Source organism: Smaragdicoccus niigatensis DSM 44881 = NBRC 103563 (assembly GCF_000380645.1).
Lineage (GTDB): Bacteria > Actinomycetota > Actinomycetes > Mycobacteriales > Mycobacteriaceae > Smaragdicoccus > Smaragdicoccus niigatensis.
Genome location: NZ_AQXZ01000012.1, coordinates 85,918 through 105,044 on the forward strand (window position 1 = coordinate 85,918; position 19,127 = coordinate 105,044).

Consider the following 19,127-nt stretch of genomic DNA (forward strand, 5'->3'; position numbering starts at 1 on the left):
CCGTGCGCGCTGTCGTTCACGCCATCTTGTGGATAAGGGATGATGGAGTGCGTGAGTACTGATCAGGAGGTGGCAATCGCTCCTATCCGACTGTCCCGGTTGTTGTTGGTGGCGGGTGCGGTTCTAGCGGCGGATCTCGCGACGAAGATCGCTGCGGTCGCGTATCTGAAGCCGGGTGACCCCGTTTCGATCATCGGCGATGTCGTCACGCTGACCCTCGTCCGGAACCCGGGAGCGGCGTTCTCGATGGCAACCGGCATGACCTGGGTGCTGACTCTCATCGCGATCGGGGTCGTGATCGGCGTGGTGCGAATGGGCAGCAAGCTGCGTTCACTGCCGTGGGCGATCGGGCTTGGGCTGGTTCTCGGCGGGGCGCTCGGCAATCTGACCGACCGCATCTTCCGGGCACCCGGCATCATGGAAGGCCACGTCGTCGACTTCTTCGCGGTCGGCTGGTGGCCGGTCTTCAACATCGCCGATTCCGGCATCGTGTGCGGTGCGATTCTTCTCGTCGGGCTGACGTTCCTCGGCATCGAGCCGGACGGCACCCGCGGAGGACACAAATGAGAGAAAGCAAGTTGCTGCCCATCCCGGACGGCCTGGATGGCATGCGGGTCGACGCTGGACTGTCGCGGCTGCTGGGCATGTCCCGGACCGCAGTCGCGTTGCTCGCCGACGAAGGTTCGATCACCGCGGACGGAAAGGCGCTCGGAAAGTCGGACAAGCTCGCGTCCGGCCAATGGGTCGACGTCGAACTGCCGGAGCCCAAGCGTGAGCTGACGATCGAAGCCGTGCCGGTCGAGGGCCTCAAGGTTCTCTACGCCGACGACGATCTCATCGTCGTCGACAAACCCGTCGGTGTCGCCGCGCACACCGGTGTCGGCTGGACCGGTCCGACGGTTCTCGGGGGCCTTGTCGCCGCGGGGTACCGCATCTCGACGTCCGGGGCCGCAGAGCGCCAGGGCATCGTGTCGCGCCTGGATGTCGGAACCTCGGGAGCGATGGTGGTGGCGGCTTCCGAGCGCGCGTACACGCACCTCAAGCGGGCATTCAAGCACCGTGAGGTGACCAAGAAGTACCACGCGCTGGTGCAGGGGCATCCGGATCCGAGCAGTGGCACGATCGACGCGCCGATCGGCCGGCACCGCAGTTCGGACTGGAAGTTCGCGGTCACCTCTGAGGGCCGTCCGAGCATCACGCACTACGACACGATCGAGGCGTTCGCGGCGGCGAGCCTCGTCGACATCCACCTCGAGACCGGCCGGACGCACCAGATTCGTGTGCATTTCGCGGCGATCAAGCATCCGTGCTGTGGGGACACGATGTACGGCGCGGACCCGAAGCTCGCGCAGCGACTCGGTCTCGAGCGACAGTGGCTGCACGCGAAGTCGATCGGGTTCACGCATCCCGCGGACGGACGTTGGGTCGAGATCGAGAGTGAGTACCCGGACGATCTGCAGCATGCCCTCGACGTGCTGCGCAGTGTCTGAACCGGATACTTCGGAACGCGGCGCAGTTCTCGGCGCCTCGGCCTTCTTCATCTGGGGCCTGTTTCCGGCATTCTTCGGACTGCTGAACTTCGCGGGCGCGGTCGATGTGCTCGCGCACCGCGTCGTGTGGACCCTGGTCTTCGCGATCGCGGTGCTGCTCGTGTTGGGCCGCATCGGTCAGCTCACGCGAATCGGGGCGCGGACCTGGGGACTCGTGGCCGCGGCGTCGGCGCTCATCACGATCAACTGGGGCACCTACATCTACGGCGTGATCAGCGGGAACGTCGTCGAATGCGCGTTGGGCTACTTCATCACTCCACTCGTTGTGGTCGTGATGGGCGTTGTGCTGTTTCGGGAGAAGATCAACCGGGCGCAGGCGGGAGCCGTCGCGCTGGCGGTCGTCGCTGTGGTGGTGCTGACGATCGACTACGGGCATCCGCCGTGGCTCGCACTCGTCCTGGCGGCCTCGTTTGCTTCGTATGGCCTGGTCAAGAAGGTGGTTCCGCTCGAACCGGTTCAGGGATTGGCCGCCGAAGGTCTGGTCGCGGCGCCCGTCGCGGTGATTTTCCTCGTCGTCACCGCCGCGCAGTCCGGCCCGAGCGCGTCCACGGTGGGGCAGTGGGTGCTTCTTATCGTCACCGGACCGGTGACGATGCTTCCTCTGGTCCTGTTCTCAGCGGCCGCTCAGCGCGTGCCGTTGGTGACTCTCGGTCTGCTGCAATACATCACCCCGGCGCTGCAGATGGCATGGGGCGTGTGGGTGAATCATGAGCCGATGCCCGTGTCGCGGTGGATCGGGTTCGGACTCATCTGGGCGGCCCTGACCTTGTTCACGGTCGATTCAGTGCGGCGGATGCGCCGGGTTCCCGTCGGTGTTTGACCCTGCCTTCGCGTTCGTTGCCGAAGCGTCTGTGTCAGTACCATCGCGACGGTGAGACCTTCGCAGATCACGGTGGGCGTTGACCGGGACAGTGTCGCGATGGGGGATGACGCCGAGTCCCATCGATGGCAGTTGCGTATCGACGACGGCACCTTGCTCAGCGCCATGCTGGCGGCGGCGGCTCCCAATGTTCGCAGTCGCGGCTGGTCGTGGATCGCGATCGTCAACGGCGAGGTTTCCGCTGTCTGGTCCGTGGACTATGGCGTGCGACTCCTCGTCGACGATCGTCGGCTCACCACCGACGACGTCGTACACGACGTGTACTTTCGGTACTTCTTGCAGATCGACCCGGAATGGCTCTACCAGCGGTTGCGGGCCGGTGCGCCGGCGGATCGCAATGCACTCGTTGACGAGTACGCGCCGATCGCGGAGGAGAAGTACGAACTCGAACTGCGTCGCCGTGAGCGTGAGCTCGCCGATCGCCTGCTGTCGGCGGAGTGCATCGCAGCGTTGGAAGCGCTAGGCGCGACGGTTGATCTGCATGCCGACCAAGTGTGCCGGTTCGATTTCCAGCGCGAGCGGTGGACGGTGGAGCGCTCCGATTCGATGACCGTGGTGTCGTACCCCGAACCGCGGGGCCGAACCAGGGCATCGCTTCGCCCGGCCGGGCTCGCGGAATCCTGGACCGTCGCCGCGGTCGCGACGAGAGTGCGTTCGGCCCGTGGTTTGTCGTCGCTACCGGATGTCGAACTACATGCGTCGCCGGAGCTGCGCAAGATGGGTAGTCGCTGGATGAGCAGCGGTCCAATAGCGGTGGTATTGACAGACGAAGGCGCGGTTGCCTGTTTTCGGTTCGCGGTCGGGCGGACGGTGCCCGAGGTATTCGGGCTTCTCGCGCAGTGGGACTTACCGGCGGTGCGCGAGTAGGTGGCCGACCGGAAATCGGTAGCTGTTGTCGCGATAGACAATTCGCCAATCCTCGTCGAAACCGCGCTGCCGAAGGATACGGCTGAACTCATCCGGGTGCCAGCGCCACGCAGGCGCAACAGCGTGATCGAACTGGATTGGCGGGCCCGGCTCGTCGCTTGCCTGGAAGGCGATCAACACGGGTGTGTCGGCAGTTAGTCGCTCGGACCAGCCTTTTAGCACCTCAGCAACCTGCGTCGGTTCGACATGGATCAGACTGAAGCGGGCGATGAGCGCGGCAATCTTGATCTCCGGCAAAGTCGCCAACGTTGCCTCGCCCTCGATGAAGGTGAGGTCGGGATAGGTGCGCCGCGCATGATCAAGCATCATGACGCTCGGATCGCACCCGATTACGTCGAGTCCGCGACCAACGAGATCCGCTGTGACGTGTCCCAGCCCGCAACCAACATCGACAGTCACACCTTCGCGGCCGCTTACCACCTCCGCGAACGCGGCTGCGGCGTGCTGCTCGATCGGAAATTGGTAGGCCGAGGGGAACGTCGCGGCGTAGAGGTCGGCCATTGCGTCGTAGCCCGGCTGCGTCATTCGACCACTGTTGCACCTGAGCCAACCGCGCCGAAAGAGCATGTGGGTGACCGAGTCAGTGCGGCTACCGGCGCGAGTTTCCCTGCGAATCAGATGATCCCAGCCTCTGCCACACCGCACTACCGACCGTCAGGGCCACGACACATCCAATCGCCGTGTCGACGATTCGTTCCCGCAGAAATTCTGCCGTCAGCGGCATGTCGAGTTCGGTGAAGATCACGACGAGCGGCGTCATCACGAGGGAGTATGCCGCGTAGTTGGCAGTCTTCAGGTACGTCCGGATCGCGCCCAACACGCCCAACAGGACGGACACCAGCCAGAACGGTAGCGGCAGCAGAAAGAGCGCGCCGACGACGACGCCGAGCAAGGTGCCGACGCCACGCTGGATCGTGACGATGCGCGAAGCATTGTGGTCGCGCTGGACGACCAGTGTGATTGTCAGGAGTATCCAGTACGAATGCGTACCGGGTTTCAAGTGCGCAATGGTTTCGCCGACGATCAGGCAGGTCACGAACCGGAGTGGATACTGCCACCCGATGAGGGTGGTCATTTGGTGTCGCCAGGTCCGTACGTCGGCCCGCAGCGTGTGTGGTGCCGGATCACCGCCGACTTGCCCGCCCAAGAGCGCACGCTCGAACGTGAACGCGCAGACCGTGAGGATGGACGCCATCACGGCACCGCCCGCGAATCCCGCGACCGTGTGCCACGTGGGCGCCGAAGCGCCTTGCAGTGAACCCCCGACCAGCACGAAGACGACGGCCTGCGTGCTCCGGATAGCAAAGGAGCGGCGGATTCCGCCCACGATCGCAACCGCAAATGCGAAACCGATCACGAGGACACTGCCCACCTGACCCCAACTGATCGCGACGATGCCGCCATAGAGAGAAACGGTGGTGACTACCCCGGCCAGAGCCAAGTCGGCCAACCGGTTGCGCAGCACTCCGGCGTGACCGGCGCCAGACACCGCCAGCGCACCGAGCGCTCCCGCCATACCGATCGAGAGGTGGTCGCTGAGATGACCTGCCAGGAGCGGCAGCGTCAGTGACAACCCGGCTGCAACCCAACGGAGGACGTTGATTTCAGTTTGCTTCCAGCGCGTGACGTCGGCCAATGCGCCCCGCGCAGATGACTTCAGTTGATGCGGGATGGACGCCCGGACGTTGGTGGCGCGCGGCGATTCGCTGACGGACTGGTTCGGGTCCACGTTTAAAAGCTAGAGCGAAGCCCGACGAGCCGAGGTAGTACTGGGCAAGCCTGAGGCGCTACTCGTCCGGATCGGTCGGCTTCGGCTTCGGCGGCTGGTTGAGGATCTGCTTGGCACGTCCGAGGAGGCCCAAGGCCTTTTCGCGGGCTTCCTGCATCGCCTCGGCGAGAGCAGCCGCGCTCTCGCGTGCCGTCGTGGTCAGTTTGATCGCGGCGTTGTCGAACCCGTGGGCCACGCCTTCACCCGAGAGCGCGCCTTCGAGTAGTGCATGGGCAAACGAGAAGTTCTGCAGTGCTTTTGATTCGGCGATCTGCTCGACCGCGGCCTGGATGAGCTTGCCCTGCACGGTCACTTCGACCGGTACGCCGTCTTCGGTGGCTCGATCGTGGATTCCGGACAGGATCGCAAAGCCGGTCTTCCAGTCCTCGGGGCTCTCTGCCGAACTCAGAATCGCGTGGTAAACGCCGTCGAGATTGAGCATCGAGGCGCCGTCAGCGAGGCCCTTAAGGACCGGAGCGGGCAGGCTGTCGGCGAGTTTGAGAACCTGACGCCACACGGCCTGCTGGCTCGCTGCATCGAGTGCGGTGCCGAGAAAGTCCTCTTCGTACACGCTGTCGCTGATGATTTCGACGGCCAGACGCCGGGCGGCGGCAGGCATCGCCGCGGCGATCGACAGCATTTCGGAGAAGCGCCCGTGATCGTTGGCGCTGACCATCGCCGACAACAGCGACTCACGATCGAATCCAGCTGTTGCAGTGGTGAAATGCGCACGCGCGTCGGGTGTCATGAGCGCGACCAGCGGAAGGAGGTTCGCCCATTGATTTCGTTCGAGCACGTCGCGCGCCAAGTCGTCGAGCGCCTCCGGTGACAGCGCGCTGATTTCGTCGGCAATGAGCTGCCGCACCTCGTCGGTCACCAGATTCACCAGCGGCAGCACATTAGGGATGAGGTTGTGGCCGCCCACGGCGTCGCTGACGACGATGCGCGCGGTCGACGCGTCGCGCAGGGTGGGTGACGCAGCGAGCGCGCGCAAGGACTCGTCCGGGAGGAGCGGAATGAGGCTCGAGAGCGTCGACCACTGATCGGTCCGCACCGCGCTCTCCGCGATCGCGGCCATGACGTCGTCACGCCGCATGATGCGCAGGTTGGCGATGCGCTCGAGGTTCTCCTCGGAGATCGCGGCAGTCATCGGGACAAAGAGGTCGAATTGTTGCTGAACGTGGACCGCGGTGACGAGCGATTCGAGCAGGCCGTCACTCTGTTGTGCCGAGATGTTCGCCAGGCGTGCGCGATTCTCCGGGTTGACCTCGTTGAGCATCTCGAACGCGATGGACCAGAGGTTCTTCTCGTTCGCCGTCTGAATCAGGCGGCCGAGTCGCTCGTCGGTCACGAGGGGAATCAGTTGGTCGTACTGGCTCTTGTTCTCCGCGACTTCGGCGACGCGAATGAGCGCCTCATCCGGAACGATCGGCATGATCGATTCGAGGAGAGCCGGGGTGACGAAGTCGATGAACTGACCGAGGGTGATGAACTCTTCGCGCTCGATGAGCAGGGGGAGGACCTTCTTCGTGGTGGCGAAGTCGACCTTGGCGATCAGCGGACCGATGACGCGCGGGTCGGTGTACGGCGCGACGTCCGCGATGAACTCGGGAGCCAACTTCGCGATGACCTTGAGCGCCTTCTCCTCGCCGAGCAGCGACACGAAGGCGGCGCACATCTCCGGTGCGAAATACGTAGGTCCGAGCTTGGCGATGAGCGGAATCGGGATGATGTTCGCCAGCGGCTCGAGATGTGCGAATCGCTCGCGGGTGTACTCGGTGATGACATCGGTCAGCACGAGGCGGAACTCGCGAATCGCGGGCCAGCCCATGGGGGTAAGAAACTGCAGCTCAGAGGGGTCGCACTGCAGCGTTCGTCCGAGCTTGACGAATTCGGCCTGCAGGTCGGCGACCTCGGTCACTTGTCTCCTCCGAGGATGGACCGGGCCGGGCCGCGCATCAAGACGGGCAGGCTGTTCACCGATTCCTCGGTGCTCTTCTCCAACGATTCAGCGGTGTTCGAGCGAATGCGACGAACCGCCTCGAGAAGCCATTCGAGGTTGTCCTCAGACAATTGCGTGAATGCGGCCGGCAGGCGGCCACCGAGTTCTGCGGAGAGGGCAGCAGCGACGTCGCTCAAAGCCTGCTCCTCTCCATTGAATTCGCGGGTTGCGGTGTTGGAGGTTAGTCGGGATTCGTACGTGTGTACAGCTATCGTTGCAGGCTCTTAATGCAGGTGGCAGCAGAAGTTGATCGAGAGCAGAATTGCAATACGGAGATCCTTTGATCTTTCCGCACCACTGAAGTTGCATCGAGAAGGTGAGTCGGGTGACCGCGTTCTTGGTTGTCTCCATGCTCGGTTTGGCCGTGCTGGTGACATGTGAATTCGCTGCAAGGTTCTTCTCCCCAATGCGGGAGTTCTTCGCCTTGAGCATGATTGCCATCGGACTGTTCGTCGCGTGGTTCGCGCACATGAACGTGTTCGGTGATCTGGGGTTTGCCATGCGGAGTGACTGGTGGGGAGTCACCGTCACAGGGTTCGTTCTCGGCGGTGCCGCGTACTTCTGGCATGAGGTGCTCGGACTGTTCGCTGGGCTGGGTCGCAAGTACTCCGACGAAGCGATGAGCTTCGAGAAGGAGCACGGACTGCGTCGCGTCGCATAGCGGCGGCATCGCGTAGAACCGGCACTGAGAGCCACCCAACGTGGGTGGCTCCCAGTGTGTCCGAACTACTGCGGCTTAGGGCTGGTGCCGGTGCAGTGCGTCCTTGGCCTTCTGCACGCCCTGGTCGATCTTGTCGGAGTGTTCGCCGAACTTCTCCTTGGCCTTGTCGCCGGCCTTCTAGAGACCCTGCTCGATCTTGTCCTTGTTCGCGCCGAGCTTCTCTTTGGCCTTGTCGAAGAGTGACATCAGTACTCCCTTTCGGTTGATCAGCGGGTACTCCTTGGCGGCTACCCCGGGGTCGGCGACGGGTAAACATCCACGTGGCTGCCGTCACATCCTTCCCACCGCGGCATGCCATGCGGAACTTGTCAGAGGGCAGTCATAAACTCGTCGGGTGACTGGGGGCTTCGTTCATCTGCACAACCACACCGAGTACTCGATGCTCGATGGTGCCGCCAAGATTTCGCCGTTGTTCAAAGAGGCTGAGCGCCTCGGGATGACGGCTGTCGGCATGTCCGACCACGGCAACATGTTCGGGGCCTCGGAGTTCTACAACACCGCCAAGAAGTTCGGCATCAAGCCGATCATCGGCATCGAGGCCTACATTGCGCCGGCCTCCCGTTTCGACACTCGCCGCATTCTGTGGGGTGACGCGAGCCAGAAATCCGACGACGTCTCAGGTAGCGGTTCATACACCCACATGACGATGGTCGCCGAGAATGCGGTCGGTCTGAAGAACCTGTTCAGGCTGTCGTCGCTCGCCTCGATCGAAGGTCAGCTCGGCAAGTGGTCGCGTATGGACGAGGAGATCATCGCCCAGCACGCCGAGGGCATCATTGCCACGACCGGCTGCCCGTCGGGTGAGGTACAGACGCGTCTGCGCCTCGGCCACGATCGCGAGGCCCTCGAAGCGGCCGCGAAGTGGCAGGAGATCTTCGGCAAAGACAACTTCTTCCTCGAGATCATGGACCACGGTCTCGAGATCGAGCGTCGGGTGCGCGAAGGCCTTCTCGATATCGGTCAGAAGCTCGGTATTCGACCGCTCGCCACGAACGACTGCCACTACGTCACCAAGGAAGCGGCGTCCAATCACGAAGCGCTGCTGTGTATTCAGACCGGCAAGACGCTCACGGACCCGACGCGCTTCAAGTTCGACGGCGATGGCTATTACCTGAAGTCGGCGGACGAGATGCGCGCCCTGTGGGATGCGCAGGTTCCCGGCGCGTGTGACTCCACGGAATGGATCGGCGAGCGCGTCCAGCCGTACGACGACGTGTGGAAGCACAGCGATCGCATGCCGGTCTTCCCCGTGCCCGAGGGGGAGACGCAGGACAGTTGGCTCCACAAGGAGGTGTTCCGCGGTCTCGACCGCCGCTTCCCGGACGGGCCGTCACAGGAATACATCGATCGCGCCGAGTACGAGATTCGCGTCATCTGCCAGATGGGATTCCCGGCGTACTTCCTCGTCGTCGGTGACCTCATCCAGCACGCGCTGTCGGTCGGCATCCGTGTCGGTCCTGGTCGTGGCTCCGCGGCCGGTTCCCTCGTCGCCTACGCGATGGGTATCACCAACATCGACCCGATTCCGCACGGTCTGCTGTTCGAGCGGTTCCTGAACCCCGAACGTGTGTCGATGCCGGATATCGATATCGACTTCGACGACCGCCGCCGCGGTGAAATGGTGCGTTACGCGGCGGACAAGTGGGGCAGCGACAAGGTCGCCCAGGTCATCACGTTCGGCACGATTAAGACCAAGGCCGCCATCAAGGACTCGGCACGGGTCCAGTTCGGACAGCCCGGCTTCGCGATCGCAGACCGGATCTCGAAGGCCCTCCCGCCGCCGATCATGGCGAAGGACATTCCGCTCTACGGAATCATGGACCCGGACCACGAGCGGTACAAGGAAGCCGCCGAGGTCCGGGCGCTCATCGAAACCGACCCGGACGTCAGCAAGATCTACGAGACCGCGCGCGGCCTCGAGGGTCTGATCCGCAATGCCGGTGTCCACGCGTGCGCGGTCATCATGTCGTCGCAGCCGCTCATCGACGCGATCCCAGTGTGGAAGCGCGCGCAGGACGGCGCGATGATCACCGGCTGGGACTACCCGTCGTGTGAGGCCATCGGCCTGCTGAAGATGGACTTCCTCGGTCTGCGCAACCTGACGGTCATCGGTGACGCGATCGAGAACATCAAGGCGAACCGGGGGATCGACCTCGACCTCGACAAGCTCCCGCTCGAAGATCCGAAGACGTATGAGCTGCTCGCGCGTGGTGACACTCTCGGCGTGTTCCAGCTCGATGGAACGGCCATGCGAGAGCTGCTTAAGCTCATGCGGCCTACCGGCTTCGAAGACATCGTCGCCGTCCTCGCGCTGTACCGCCCGGGTCCGATGGGTGTGAACGCCCACACCGACTACGCCAAGCGCAAGAACGGGATGCAAGACGTCTCGCCGATCCACCCCGAGCTTGAAGAGCCGCTCAAGGAGATCCTCGCTCCGACCTACGGTCTGATTGTCTACCAAGAGCAGATCATGCAGATCGCGCAGAAAGTCGCGGGCTACTCGCTCGGACAAGCAGACCTTCTCCGTCGCGCCATGGGTAAGAAGAAGAAGGAAATCCTCGACGAGGCCTACGGCGGTTTCCAAGAGGGAATGCTCCAGAACGGGTTCTCGCAGGCGGCCATCACCGCCCTGTGGAACACGGTTCTTCCGTTCGCCGGTTACGCGTTCAACAAGTCGCACGCGGCTGGCTATGGACTGGTGTCCTTCTGGACCGCGTACCTCAAGGCGAACTTCCCGGCCGAGTACATGGCTGGTCTGCTCACGTCCGTCGGCGACGACAAGGACAAGGCCGCGATCTACCTGTCGGACTGCCGCCACCTGGGTATCACGGTGCTGCCGCCCGACGTCAACCACTCGGTGCAGAACTTCGCGTCGGTCGGCGAAGACATTCGATTCGGCATGGGCGCGATCCGCAACGTTGGATCGAACGTCGTCGCGTCGATCATTTCGTCGCGTGCCGAGAAGGGGAAGTTCAATGACTTCTCCGACTTCCTCAACAAGATCGACGCCAACGCGTGCAACAAGAAGGTCGTCGAATCTCTCATCAAGTCCGGAGCTTTCGACTCGCTCAACCATCCGCGCAAGGGCCTCATGCTCGTGCACGCGGACGCCGTCGATTCGGTCATGGGTACGAAGAAGGCCGAGGCCATGGGCCAGTTCGACCTCTTCGGTGGCTTCGGTGATGACGATGCGGTCGACGAGTCCATTGCGTCCGTGTTCCAGATCAAAGTCCCGGACGAAGAGTGGGACACCAAGCACAAGCTCGCTCTCGAGCGGGAGATGCTTGGCCTCTACGTTTCCGGCCACCCGCTCAACGGCGTTGAACACATTCTGGCGTCGCAGTCCGACACCTCGATCCCGCGCATTCTCGAAGGCGAGGTCAAAGACGGCACCCAGGTGACCATCGGCGGCATCATCGCCTCGGTGAACCGGCGGGTCAACAAGCAGGGCTTGCCGTGGGCATCGATTCAACTCGAAGACCTCGTTGGTGGCATCGAGGTCAACTTCTTCGCGCAGGCGTACTCGGTCTACGGATTCGACATCGCCGAGGACCGGGTCGTCCTCATCAAGGGGCGCGTGAACATCCGCGACGAGCGAATCCAGATCAACGCCAATGACCTTGCCGTGCCTGATCTTTCGGGTATCGGAGTCACGAAGCCGGTCGCGGTGAGCCTGCAGGCCCACACGTGCACGCCAAATCGAGTCGCCGAGCTCAAGCGGATTTTGTCGAGCCATCCCGGTCCGGCCGACGTCCACCTCCGACTGCTCAACAATGACAAGGTGACAACGCTCAAACTCGACGACGCCCTCCGGGTGATGCCGTCGTCGGCGCTCATGGGTGACCTCAAGGCACTGCTCGGACCGGCCTGTTTGGCCAACTGATCTATCATCTGGTCGGCAGATTTAACAATTGCCGTCGAACGATTCGAGACGGCGTCGGAACTGCGCGCATACCGTATTGGCCATGAAACTCGCGGGCAAGACCGTCTTCATCACCGGCGCTTCGCGCGGCATCGGAGCGGGTGTTGCCCGCGAGTGCGTCGCCCAAGGTGCCAACGTCTTTCTCGTCGGCACGTCCGGTGATCTGTTGGTTCAGTTAAGTGCCGAACTCGGCGACCAGGCCGAGTACGCGGAGGCCGACGTAACGGACCTCGCGGCTGTCGAGTCGGCGGTTGCTGCCGCCGTCGACCGTTTCGGTGGGATCGATGTCGTGGTCGCAAACGCGGGAATCGCCGGTTACGGCACCCTTGCCGTCATCGGCAAGACGACCTTCGACCGGACGATCGCCGTCAACATCGGGGGCGTCTGGAACACGCTGAACGCGACATTGCCGCACCTCAGCGCCACCAAAGGACACGTGCTGGTCGTCTGCTCGGTGTTGTCCTTCATGCCCTTCGCCGGTGCGCACGCATACGCGGCCAGCAAGGCCGGCGTCGAGATGATGGCAACCACGATCGCGCTGGAGGTTGCGCATCTCGGCATCACGGTAGGACGCGCCTATCCGAGCTGGATCGACACAGACATGGTCCGGGACCTCCAAACCGACATGGCGTCCTTCGCCGCGGCGAAGAAGCGAAGCCCGTGGCCGATGAACTCGACGATGTCGGTCGAGGAGTGTGCACGCCGCATGGTGCGCGGAATCCGACGTCGTTCGACACAGGTGTGCATACCCGGCACGATCCGACCGGTGCTGTGGGGACGACCCGTGGTGCAGTCCCGGCTGGGCCTCTTCATCAACCGACTACTGCTGGGAAAGTTCGTGCAGGCGATGGACAACGAGGTATCCCAGCTCGGCCGCTCGACGAGTGAACGTGCGGAGCGACAGCTCAAAGCCGCCGAGGATCGAAAGTGATGTGCGTTTCGCCATGCAAAACTGGCACGATGGTCGGGTGCCCTCACCCCTGAACGCCGTCGAAATCGACGCCGCCGGCAAGCGACTTGCCGGTGTCGTCGCGCGTACGCCCTTGGAGCGCAACGTTCGCCTGTCGCACGCGACCGGTGCGAACGTGTTCTTCAAGCGGGAGGACCTTCAGGTGGTTCGCTCGTACAAGATTCGCGGGGCATACAACCTCATCGTCCAGCTCACGGAAGAAGAGAAAGCGGCCGGAGTGGTCGCGGCGAGCGCCGGCAACCATGCGCAGGGCGTCGCGTTCGCGTGCCGCACGATGGGCATCAACGGCCGCATCTACGTACCGGCGAAGACTCCGAACCAGAAGCGAGACCGCATCCGCGTCCACGGCGGTGAATTCGTCGAACTGATCCCCATCGGCCGCACGTACGACGACGCCTGGGATGCCGCGGTCGCCGACGTCGAGCGCACCGGCGCGACCATGGTGCCGCCCTTCGACGACCCGCGCACCGCCGCCGGTCAGGGCACCATCGCAGTCGAAATCCTCGAGCAGTTACGCACCCAGCCCGACGTGGTCGTCGTCCCCGTCGGCGGGGGCGGCTGCATCAGCGGAATCATCTCTTACCTGCGGGAACGTTCGCCGCACACGACCGTCATCGGCGTCGAGCCGGCGGGCGCTCCCTCGATGACCGCGGCGCTCGATGCGGGCGGACCGATCACCTTGCACGACATCGACCCGTTCGTCGACGGTGCGGCGGTTCGCCGAATCGGCAACCTGCCCTACGACACGATCGCCGCGACAGGCGCGAAGGTCGTCGCGCACGGCGGTCTGTCGCAGTACTTCCGCAAGCGTGCCCAGGACGAGCCCGGCGAGTTCGCCATGGTGACCGTCGAAGAAGGTGCCGTGTGCGCCGCGATGCTCGAGCTGTATCAGAACGACGGAATCATCGCCGAACCGGCGGGCGCGCTGTCGACGGCGGCCCTCTCCGGCGTCTCGATTGCACCTGATCTGAACGTCGTCTGCCTGGTGTCCGGTGGAAACAACGACGTGTCTCGCTACGGCGAAATCGTCGAGCGTTCACTGGTGTACCAGGGCTACAAGCACTACTTCCTCGTGGACTTCCCGCAGGAGCCGGGCGCGCTGCGTCGATTCCTTGACGAGGTCCTCGGCCCGGACGACGACATCACTCTGTTCGAGTACGTCAAGCGCAACAACCGCGAGACTGGTGCCGCACTGGTGGCTCTCGAGCTGGGCGATCCTAAGGGTCTCGGTCCGCTCCTCGACCGCATGGAGAAGAGCCGTTTGCACTGCGAGCGGCTGGAGCCGGGTTCGCCGGCGTATCGATACCTCACCTAAATCGATCGCCTAACTACCCCTGAGCTGGGTAATCCTCAGCTATGGGCGCAGATACGGGAATTCCGACCTTCGGTGTCGAAGAGGAGTTCCTTCTGGTCGATCCGGTGGCCGGGCATCCGGTCGCGTGCAACGTGGCCGTCGCACAAGCGGCCGCGGCACGGGGCACGAAGCTGCAACTCGAAATGACGCAGTGCCAGGTCGAGACGGCAACTCCGGTGTGCAATACCGCGCACGAGCTCGACTCCTACCTGCGACTTTCCCGGAAGAATGCCGCGGGGGCCGCCGAGGATTGCGGCGCCCGGCTTCTTGCCGCGAGCGTTTCGCCGGCCGTCACCGCCGACTTCCCGCTCACCGAGAAGTCCCGGTACACGACGATCAAAAGTGAGTTCGGAATCGTCGCCAACGAGCTTGCGGTGTGCGGCTGCCATGTTCACGTGTCGATCGATGATCCGGATCAAGCGCCCGCGATCAGTAACCACCTTCGTCCGTGGCTTCCGACTTTGCTTGCCCTGTCGGCGAACTCGTCGATCTGCGAGGGACGGGACACCGGCTACGCAAGCTGGCGATCGGTGCTGTGGTCGCGGTGGCCGTCGGCCGGCCCGCCGCCCTATTTCTCCGACCACGATCATTACACCGCCACCGTGCGCGACCTGCGGATCGCCGGGGCCGCGCTCGATGACGCGATGGTCTACTGGCACATCCGACCCTCATCGCATCTACCGACGATCGAAATTCGCGTATGCGATGTCCCCGCGACCGTCGACGAGACGGTCCTCCTCGCGGTTCTGATCCGTTCACTCGTCATGGCGGCGCTCAACCGTGTGCGGCAAGGCGACAACGGACCGATGGTTCCCGATTCATTCCTGCGAGCCGCGTGCTGGCGAGCCGCCCGCGACGGTATCGCCGGCGAGGGGGTCGACGTGCACGCAAGGCGGCTGACCCCCGTGCGCAAGTGCGTGGATTCGCTGCTGCGAATGGTCAGACCCGAGCTCGATCGCACCGGCGAGTACGACGAAGCGACTGAGCTCGTCGAGCGGGTATTCGGGCGTGGTAATGGCGCAATTCGGCAGCGGGCCGCCCTCGAACGTCGGGACGATGTCGGTGACGTTGTCGCCGAGTTGGCGCGGCTCACGGCCTTATAGCCCGACCTACTGCGACGTCGATACCGCGGTGACGCCCAGCTGATGTGCCTTGTCGTTCGAGCAACCCGTCGTCGGGTATGAGACGAATGCCGAGTCGAAGCTGTTGGGTGGGTAGACCCGGAAGCCCGCCACGGGTGTCGGACCGCAGTCCTCCGGCGAGTAATTCTGCACGTTGACGGCCTTGATCATCGATGTCGCGACCACTCCCGGAGCCAGCGAGATCGGTCCGTTCGAATCGCCGTCGCGCGTCGCGGGTTGTCCGATCGGCTGACCCTCGTTGTCGTTCGCGTAGGACACTCCCGGGAATCCGTCCAGAATGCACGTGTTGCCGGAGGTGTTGGTGAAGTTGAGGTGCAAGATCGTGCTGCCGGCCGCACCGCCTTGGCTGACTACCTTGATCGCGAGGTCGCCCACCTTGCAGGCAGCGGGCGCGCTCTCGGTTGTCGTTGTCGACGCCGCCGATGTCGAGCTGAGCACGGCCGATGTCGGTGACGCGGTCCCCGAACCCGTCGTGCTATTGCTACAACCCGCGACCGCCATCAGCAGCGCGCACCCACCAAGGGCGAAATACCCAGCTTTCATACCCGGACTATATGTGGGACAGACTCGAACATCGCTGTGAATTCGCCTGCAAGTCAATGCGATCTGATCGTCCACACGCGAACGATCGAGACGTAGGTCAAGCCGGCGACGATCCAGGTCGCGAATGCGCCCGGTGCGCCGGTCACCAGGAAACCGAGCCCAACCGCAGCGATCCCGAGGAGCACGATCCCGATCGCGGTGCCGGCGAACGCGATCACGCTCCGCACCGGATTGGTGCGCACGAAATCGAGCGGCGAGACGCGGTTCGCCACGCAGCACGCGAGTGCCATTCCCACCGTGAGGACGAGGACAGTCAGTACCGGCATCAGAATCCCCGCCGCGGCCGCGAGCGCGACGGTTCCGACGACGGTGGCCATTACCCGCCAGTCCCAGTTGCCCGCCATCACCGCCGTGATCGCCCAGAGAGACACGACGAGCGCACAGAACGATGCGGCGAAGGTGAGAGCGAAGGACCAGTGGAAGGTCGGGACTGGGTCCCCGAGGATGAGCAGACTTTGCACGAACGCGTGGGCGCCGATGATGCCGAGAAGTCGGAGGAACGTCGTCATCGTGGCTGCCCGTTTTCCGTGATGACGCTCTGGAGGGACCCGTCGTACAGCGAGCGCGGACCCACGGTGACCGTCAGGTGGTCGCCCTCGGACCGGACGGTGATCGCCTCACCGGCCATTGTCTTGCCCTCGCATGTGGACACCTTGTTGGTTTCAGTGCAGACCGGTGCGGTCATGAGTTCGACTCCGGCGCCCACCAGGACATCGTTCGCGGCGAAGCGGACGGTCGACACGTTGTCGCCGCCGACCGGCGCCAGTGCGTCCACCTGAGAGCAGCCCGCGAGGCCGAGCAACAGCATGACGGGGAAGATACGTTTCATCGGGGCTCCGGGGCGCTGAGTTCGAATCGCGTGCGGTCTGCCAGATGCTGGTTCTCGAGCATCAGGTCGGAGATGTCCGCGAGATTGAACGGGGCGGGCAAGAGAAGTTCGGTGTTGCGGTCGAGCGGAGAACCGCGTCGCATGAGCGGTGTCTCGGCCCAGTCGTTCGACGACAGTTCTCGGCTCTGGCCCGCGAGGTCGAGGAAGCTTCCGCTCGAACCTGGCTGCGCGGGGCCGGCGTGATCGACGACCATCGTGAAGATCGACATCGTGCCGTCCTGGTTGTCGACGAGCTCGACAGTCTGTTGCTGCTGCGGGAAGTCGATGCACGACGCCGTCGTGATCTCCCAGAATCCGCCGTCCTTCGTGGTGTGCGCGAGGATCTGGTTGAGGTGAGTGTGCCCGTTGAGCCATGCGACGACGTTGGGGTACTTCAGCAGCAGGTCGATCAACTCGTCGGCATTGTGCAGTTTCTCGGTGCTGCCCGGACGGACAGCTTGGTTCTCCAAGGTGAAGCTGTTGTGGTGCGAGAAGATCAGCACCACGCGCTTTTCCTTCTGCGCGGTCTCGAGTTCGGACTTGAGCCACTGGAATTGATCATCGGGCACGGCACCGTCCGGACCGGCTACCGCATTGCAGGTGTCCAGGCCCAGACCCCGCACCCACGGGTTGAGGTCGGCCTTCCACCACGTTTCACCGCTATCGAGATTGTGCTGGGTGAAGCCGTGGCCGATCGGCCCGGGGTGTGTTTGAGTGCGGAAGTGCTCGGACATGAACTCCTGCTGTTCGAGCAGATGGCGTGCCGGGTCGGCAGTGACCTGCCGGAACCCGGAACGGCTGCCGCTCTGCACGGAGAGCGCGTCGACGCCACGTTGGAGTGCACTGTTCGTCGCACCATATCCAGCGAGCGCGGACGACGCGGTCGCCTCCATCGTGAAGGCCTTCTGATCGCCGAGCGCGAGAGACCGCAATTGCGCACTGACATCGAACGTGCCGAAGAAGAGCGTGTCGTGGTTGCCATAGACGGCGTACCAGGGAACGGGCAGGCCGGGCGATTTCACGGGCCGGCTGATCGCCTGTTGGAGGAGGTTCGGTAGTCGTGGGAATCCGTATTCGCCGAACGAACCGCCCTCTGGATTGTCCGGGCGGTAGAACCACGGAGCGTCCGACCAAGCCTGCACGCCTTCGTAGCGATCGCGGGAACCACTGTTGGGCGTTATTTCGAGGCCATCGAGAATGTCGATATACCAGCGCAATTCGAGGTGCGAATGCATGTCTGCGCTGTCGCCGGTGACGATGGCGGCACCCATCGGCGCACCGGTGACGAGGCTGTACCGCAGGTCGTGGAACGACTTGGTGGTCGCCGCGGCGACGTGCACGGTCAGGGTGTCCTGCGGCCGGAAGGCGCCGGCCCACGTCGAGTGATTCTGGACGATCATCGGCTCGATACGTGCCGGCGACTGTGCGTCGATGATGTGCATGTCCGACAGGTGTCCCAGGTACAACAAGCTGCGCCGACGCGTTGTGCGGGCCGGGTCGGGCTTGCGACGAAGGACATCGACGCGTGGTACGAAATGTTCGCCCGGGCCGCCGACGAGTGTGCGGTACTTTCGGTTGCCCTTGGTCGCTTGCAGGATCGTCTGCGTCAGCGTGCTCGGGACGTCCGGCAACGCCGGTGCGGCCGCGAGTCGGCCTGCGAGGAACGTGGCATCGAGCCCGGTGAGGGACGCTAGTGCGGCTGTCCGGGTGAGGAACTGCCTACGTGAAAGTCCGCTCACATGTCCTCGATTCTGTTTCGGAGTTCATCCGCCTCGATACGGGCTGAGTCGACCTCGGCATCGCTGAGCCCACACAATCGCAGGCACGATGTCGCTATCGCGATCGAATCCCGGTCGTCGGGGTCGCGGTCCCGGCGGATTTGAATAACCACCTCGGTGAGTTGCAGCAGCAGTTCGCCGAGGCGAGTCTCGTCGATGACATCTCGGACGGTGGCGTGGGCTGCACGTTGGCCGAGCCGTCCGTATGCGGACTGCAGGCGTTGCCGTTGCATACGGAACTGTTCGTACGGCTCGCGCTGAACTTCCGGGAGGAGGTACAGCGTGCCGATGTTGTATGGCGTCGCGGCCAACGTGAGCACGTCGACGGTGGCCAAGCAGAACAGCGCGCCTGCGGGGGTGGCACCGTCGGCGACGAACTGTTCGATCCGTTGCGCCGCATCGAGGCTCGGCATCACCGACGTCGACAGCAGTTCGATGAGCAACTCGTCCTTGTTCGCGAAGTGGTAATACAGCGACGCCTGGCGAATACCCACCTTCTCCGCGATCGTCCGCGTCGACGTCGCAGCGAACCCGTTCAGGGCGAACAGGGCCGCTGCGGCGTCGAGGATTTCCTCGCGTGGGGACGCATCACCGCTCGTCTCCGAATGGCGGGGTCGTCCCTGCCGGGGGCGCGGTGGCATG

19 protein-coding genes are annotated in these 19,127 nt (G+C 63.8%); 10 read left to right on the forward strand and 9 right to left on the reverse strand.

The genetic code is table 11. The features are described 5' to 3' along the window. Nucleotides 1–39 precede the first annotated feature (39 nt). From lspA to F600_RS0104685, 4 genes are read left to right on the forward strand one after another with little or no spacing between them, the layout of a single operon-like run. Nucleotides 40–567 (forward strand): signal peptidase II, encoded by a 528-nt coding sequence (gene lspA / locus F600_RS26975; protein WP_051090735.1) that lies wholly within the window; start codon nt 40–42, stop codon nt 565–567. After that, complete coding sequence (locus F600_RS0104675; protein WP_018159430.1) at nt 564–1,490, forward strand: RluA family pseudouridine synthase; 927 nt, start codon at nt 564–566, stop codon at nt 1,488–1,490. Before lspA ends, F600_RS0104675 begins: the two co-directional genes overlap by 4 nt. Next, nucleotides 1,462–2,370 carry an EamA family transporter RarD gene (gene rarD / locus F600_RS0104680; RefSeq protein ID WP_026306169.1) on the forward strand — a complete coding sequence of 303 codons (909 nt, stop codon included), beginning with the start codon at nt 1,462–1,464 and terminating at the stop codon, nt 2,368–2,370. The genes F600_RS0104675 and rarD overlap by 29 nt, the downstream gene beginning before the upstream one ends. Nucleotides 2,371–2,421: 51 nt before the next feature. Then, entirely contained in the window at nt 2,422–3,297 is an 876-nt protein-coding gene (locus tag F600_RS0104685) for a hypothetical protein (RefSeq protein ID WP_040630524.1), read from the forward strand. Here F600_RS0104685 and F600_RS0104690 read toward each other — a convergent pair. The 4 genes from F600_RS0104690 to F600_RS0104705 form a co-directional block, all read right to left on the reverse strand. After that, nucleotides 3,277–3,882: a methyltransferase domain-containing protein gene (locus F600_RS0104690; RefSeq protein WP_018159433.1), complete on the reverse strand. Its 606-nt coding sequence runs from the start codon at nt 3,880–3,882 to the stop codon at nt 3,277–3,279. The two genes, F600_RS0104685 and F600_RS0104690, sit on opposite strands and share 21 nt — an antisense overlap. Before the next feature lie 64 nt (nt 3,883–3,946). After that, nucleotides 3,947–5,086 carry an FUSC family protein gene (locus tag F600_RS0104695; RefSeq protein ID WP_018159434.1) on the reverse strand — a complete coding sequence of 380 codons (1,140 nt, stop codon included), beginning with the start codon at nt 5,084–5,086 and terminating at the stop codon, nt 3,947–3,949. A gap of 58 nt (nt 5,087–5,144) precedes the next feature. Beyond that, complete coding sequence (locus F600_RS0104700; RefSeq protein ID WP_018159435.1) at nt 5,145–7,046, reverse strand: hypothetical protein; 1,902 nt, start codon at nt 7,044–7,046, stop codon at nt 5,145–5,147. Continuing rightward, nucleotides 7,043–7,264 (reverse strand): hypothetical protein, encoded by a 222-nt coding sequence (locus F600_RS0104705; RefSeq protein WP_018159436.1) that lies wholly within the window; start codon nt 7,262–7,264, stop codon nt 7,043–7,045. The genes F600_RS0104700 and F600_RS0104705 overlap by 4 nt, the downstream gene beginning before the upstream one ends. A 188-nt stretch (nt 7,265–7,452) precedes the next feature. Between F600_RS0104705 and F600_RS0104710 the strand changes: the two genes are divergently transcribed. The 6 genes from F600_RS0104710 to F600_RS0104735 all read left to right on the forward strand — a co-directional run bounded on the left by F600_RS0104710 (nt 7,453) and on the right by F600_RS0104735 (nt 15,197). Continuing rightward, nucleotides 7,453–7,788 carry a hypothetical protein gene (locus F600_RS0104710; protein WP_018159437.1) on the forward strand — a complete coding sequence of 112 codons (336 nt, stop codon included), beginning with the start codon at nt 7,453–7,455 and terminating at the stop codon, nt 7,786–7,788. 54 nt (nt 7,789–7,842) lie between these two features. Next, nucleotides 7,843–8,031, forward strand: a complete 189-nt coding sequence (locus tag F600_RS32305; protein ID WP_245541467.1) for a hypothetical protein — start codon at nt 7,843–7,845, stop codon at nt 8,029–8,031. A 151-nt stretch (nt 8,032–8,182) separates the two neighbouring features. After that, complete coding sequence (gene dnaE, locus F600_RS0104720; protein ID WP_018159439.1) at nt 8,183–11,731, forward strand: DNA polymerase III subunit alpha; 3,549 nt, start codon at nt 8,183–8,185, stop codon at nt 11,729–11,731. 82 nt (nt 11,732–11,813) lie between these two features. Further along, nucleotides 11,814–12,701 carry a short-chain dehydrogenase/reductase gene (locus F600_RS0104725; RefSeq protein WP_018159440.1) on the forward strand — a complete coding sequence of 296 codons (888 nt, stop codon included), beginning with the start codon at nt 11,814–11,816 and terminating at the stop codon, nt 12,699–12,701. A 13-nt stretch (nt 12,702–12,714) separates the two neighbouring features. Continuing rightward, nucleotides 12,715–14,055 (forward strand): threonine ammonia-lyase IlvA, encoded by a 1,341-nt coding sequence (gene ilvA / locus F600_RS0104730; protein ID WP_018159441.1) that lies wholly within the window; start codon nt 12,715–12,717, stop codon nt 14,053–14,055. 41 nt (nt 14,056–14,096) lie between these two features. Next, on the forward strand, nt 14,097–15,197 hold the full coding sequence (locus F600_RS0104735) for a carboxylate-amine ligase (protein ID WP_018159442.1): 1,101 nt from the start codon (nt 14,097–14,099) through the stop codon (nt 15,195–15,197). 6 nt (nt 15,198–15,203) lie between these two features. On the opposite strand, the gene F600_RS0104740 is transcribed toward F600_RS0104735, so the two are convergent. Genes F600_RS0104740 through F600_RS0104760 form a run of 5 tightly spaced genes read right to left on the reverse strand, consistent with a single transcriptional unit; the run spans nt 15,204 to nt 19,126 of the window. Continuing rightward, nucleotides 15,204–15,779 (reverse strand): DUF4232 domain-containing protein, encoded by a 576-nt coding sequence (locus tag F600_RS0104740; RefSeq protein ID WP_026306172.1) that lies wholly within the window; start codon nt 15,777–15,779, stop codon nt 15,204–15,206. A 53-nt stretch (nt 15,780–15,832) separates the two neighbouring features. Beyond that, nucleotides 15,833–16,348: a hypothetical protein gene (locus tag F600_RS0104745; RefSeq protein WP_018159444.1), complete on the reverse strand. Its 516-nt coding sequence runs from the start codon at nt 16,346–16,348 to the stop codon at nt 15,833–15,835. After that, a complete protein-coding gene (locus F600_RS0104750) occupies nt 16,345–16,668 on the reverse strand; it encodes a hypothetical protein (RefSeq protein ID WP_018159445.1) in 324 nt (107 codons plus the stop codon). The genes F600_RS0104745 and F600_RS0104750 overlap by 4 nt, the downstream gene beginning before the upstream one ends. Then, nucleotides 16,665–18,446, reverse strand: a complete 1,782-nt coding sequence (locus tag F600_RS0104755; RefSeq protein WP_018159446.1) for a TIGR03767 family metallophosphoesterase — start codon at nt 18,444–18,446, stop codon at nt 16,665–16,667. The genes F600_RS0104750 and F600_RS0104755 overlap by 4 nt, the downstream gene beginning before the upstream one ends. Then, complete coding sequence (locus F600_RS0104760) at nt 18,443–19,126, reverse strand: TetR/AcrR family transcriptional regulator (protein ID WP_051090745.1); 684 nt, start codon at nt 19,124–19,126, stop codon at nt 18,443–18,445. Before F600_RS0104760 ends, F600_RS0104755 begins: the two co-directional genes overlap by 4 nt. Between the last annotated feature and the right edge of the window lies 1 nt (nt 19,127).

What these genes read in the sequence shown, in the direction of transcription:
- lspA (WP_051090735.1), top strand. Translation starts at nt 40, where the DNA reads ATGATGGAGTGCGTGAGTACTGATCAGGAGGTGGCAATCGCTCCTATC.
- F600_RS0104675 (WP_018159430.1), top strand. Translation starts at nt 564, where the DNA reads ATGAGAGAAAGCAAGTTGCTGCCCATCCCGGACGGCCTGGATGGCATG.
- rarD (WP_026306169.1), top strand. Translation starts at nt 1,462, where the DNA reads ATGCCCTCGACGTGCTGCGCAGTGTCTGAACCGGATACTTCGGAACGC.
- F600_RS0104690 (WP_018159433.1), bottom strand. Translation starts at nt 3,882, where the DNA reads ATGACGCAGCCGGGCTACGACGCAATGGCCGACCTCTACGCCGCGACG.
- F600_RS0104725 (WP_018159440.1), top strand. Translation starts at nt 11,814, where the DNA reads ATGAAACTCGCGGGCAAGACCGTCTTCATCACCGGCGCTTCGCGCGGC.
- ilvA (WP_018159441.1), top strand. Translation starts at nt 12,715, where the DNA reads ATGCAAAACTGGCACGATGGTCGGGTGCCCTCACCCCTGAACGCCGTC.
- F600_RS0104735 (WP_018159442.1), top strand. Translation starts at nt 14,097, where the DNA reads ATGGGCGCAGATACGGGAATTCCGACCTTCGGTGTCGAAGAGGAGTTC.
- F600_RS0104740 (WP_026306172.1), bottom strand. Translation starts at nt 15,779, where the DNA reads ATGAAAGCTGGGTATTTCGCCCTTGGTGGGTGCGCGCTGCTGATGGCG.
- F600_RS0104745 (WP_018159444.1), bottom strand. Translation starts at nt 16,348, where the DNA reads ATGACGACGTTCCTCCGACTTCTCGGCATCATCGGCGCCCACGCGTTC.
- F600_RS0104750 (WP_018159445.1), bottom strand. Translation starts at nt 16,668, where the DNA reads ATGAAACGTATCTTCCCCGTCATGCTGTTGCTCGGCCTCGCGGGCTGC.
- F600_RS0104760 (WP_051090745.1), bottom strand. Translation starts at nt 19,126, where the DNA reads ATGCCACCGCGCCCCCGGCAGGGACGACCCCGCCATTCGGAGACGAGC.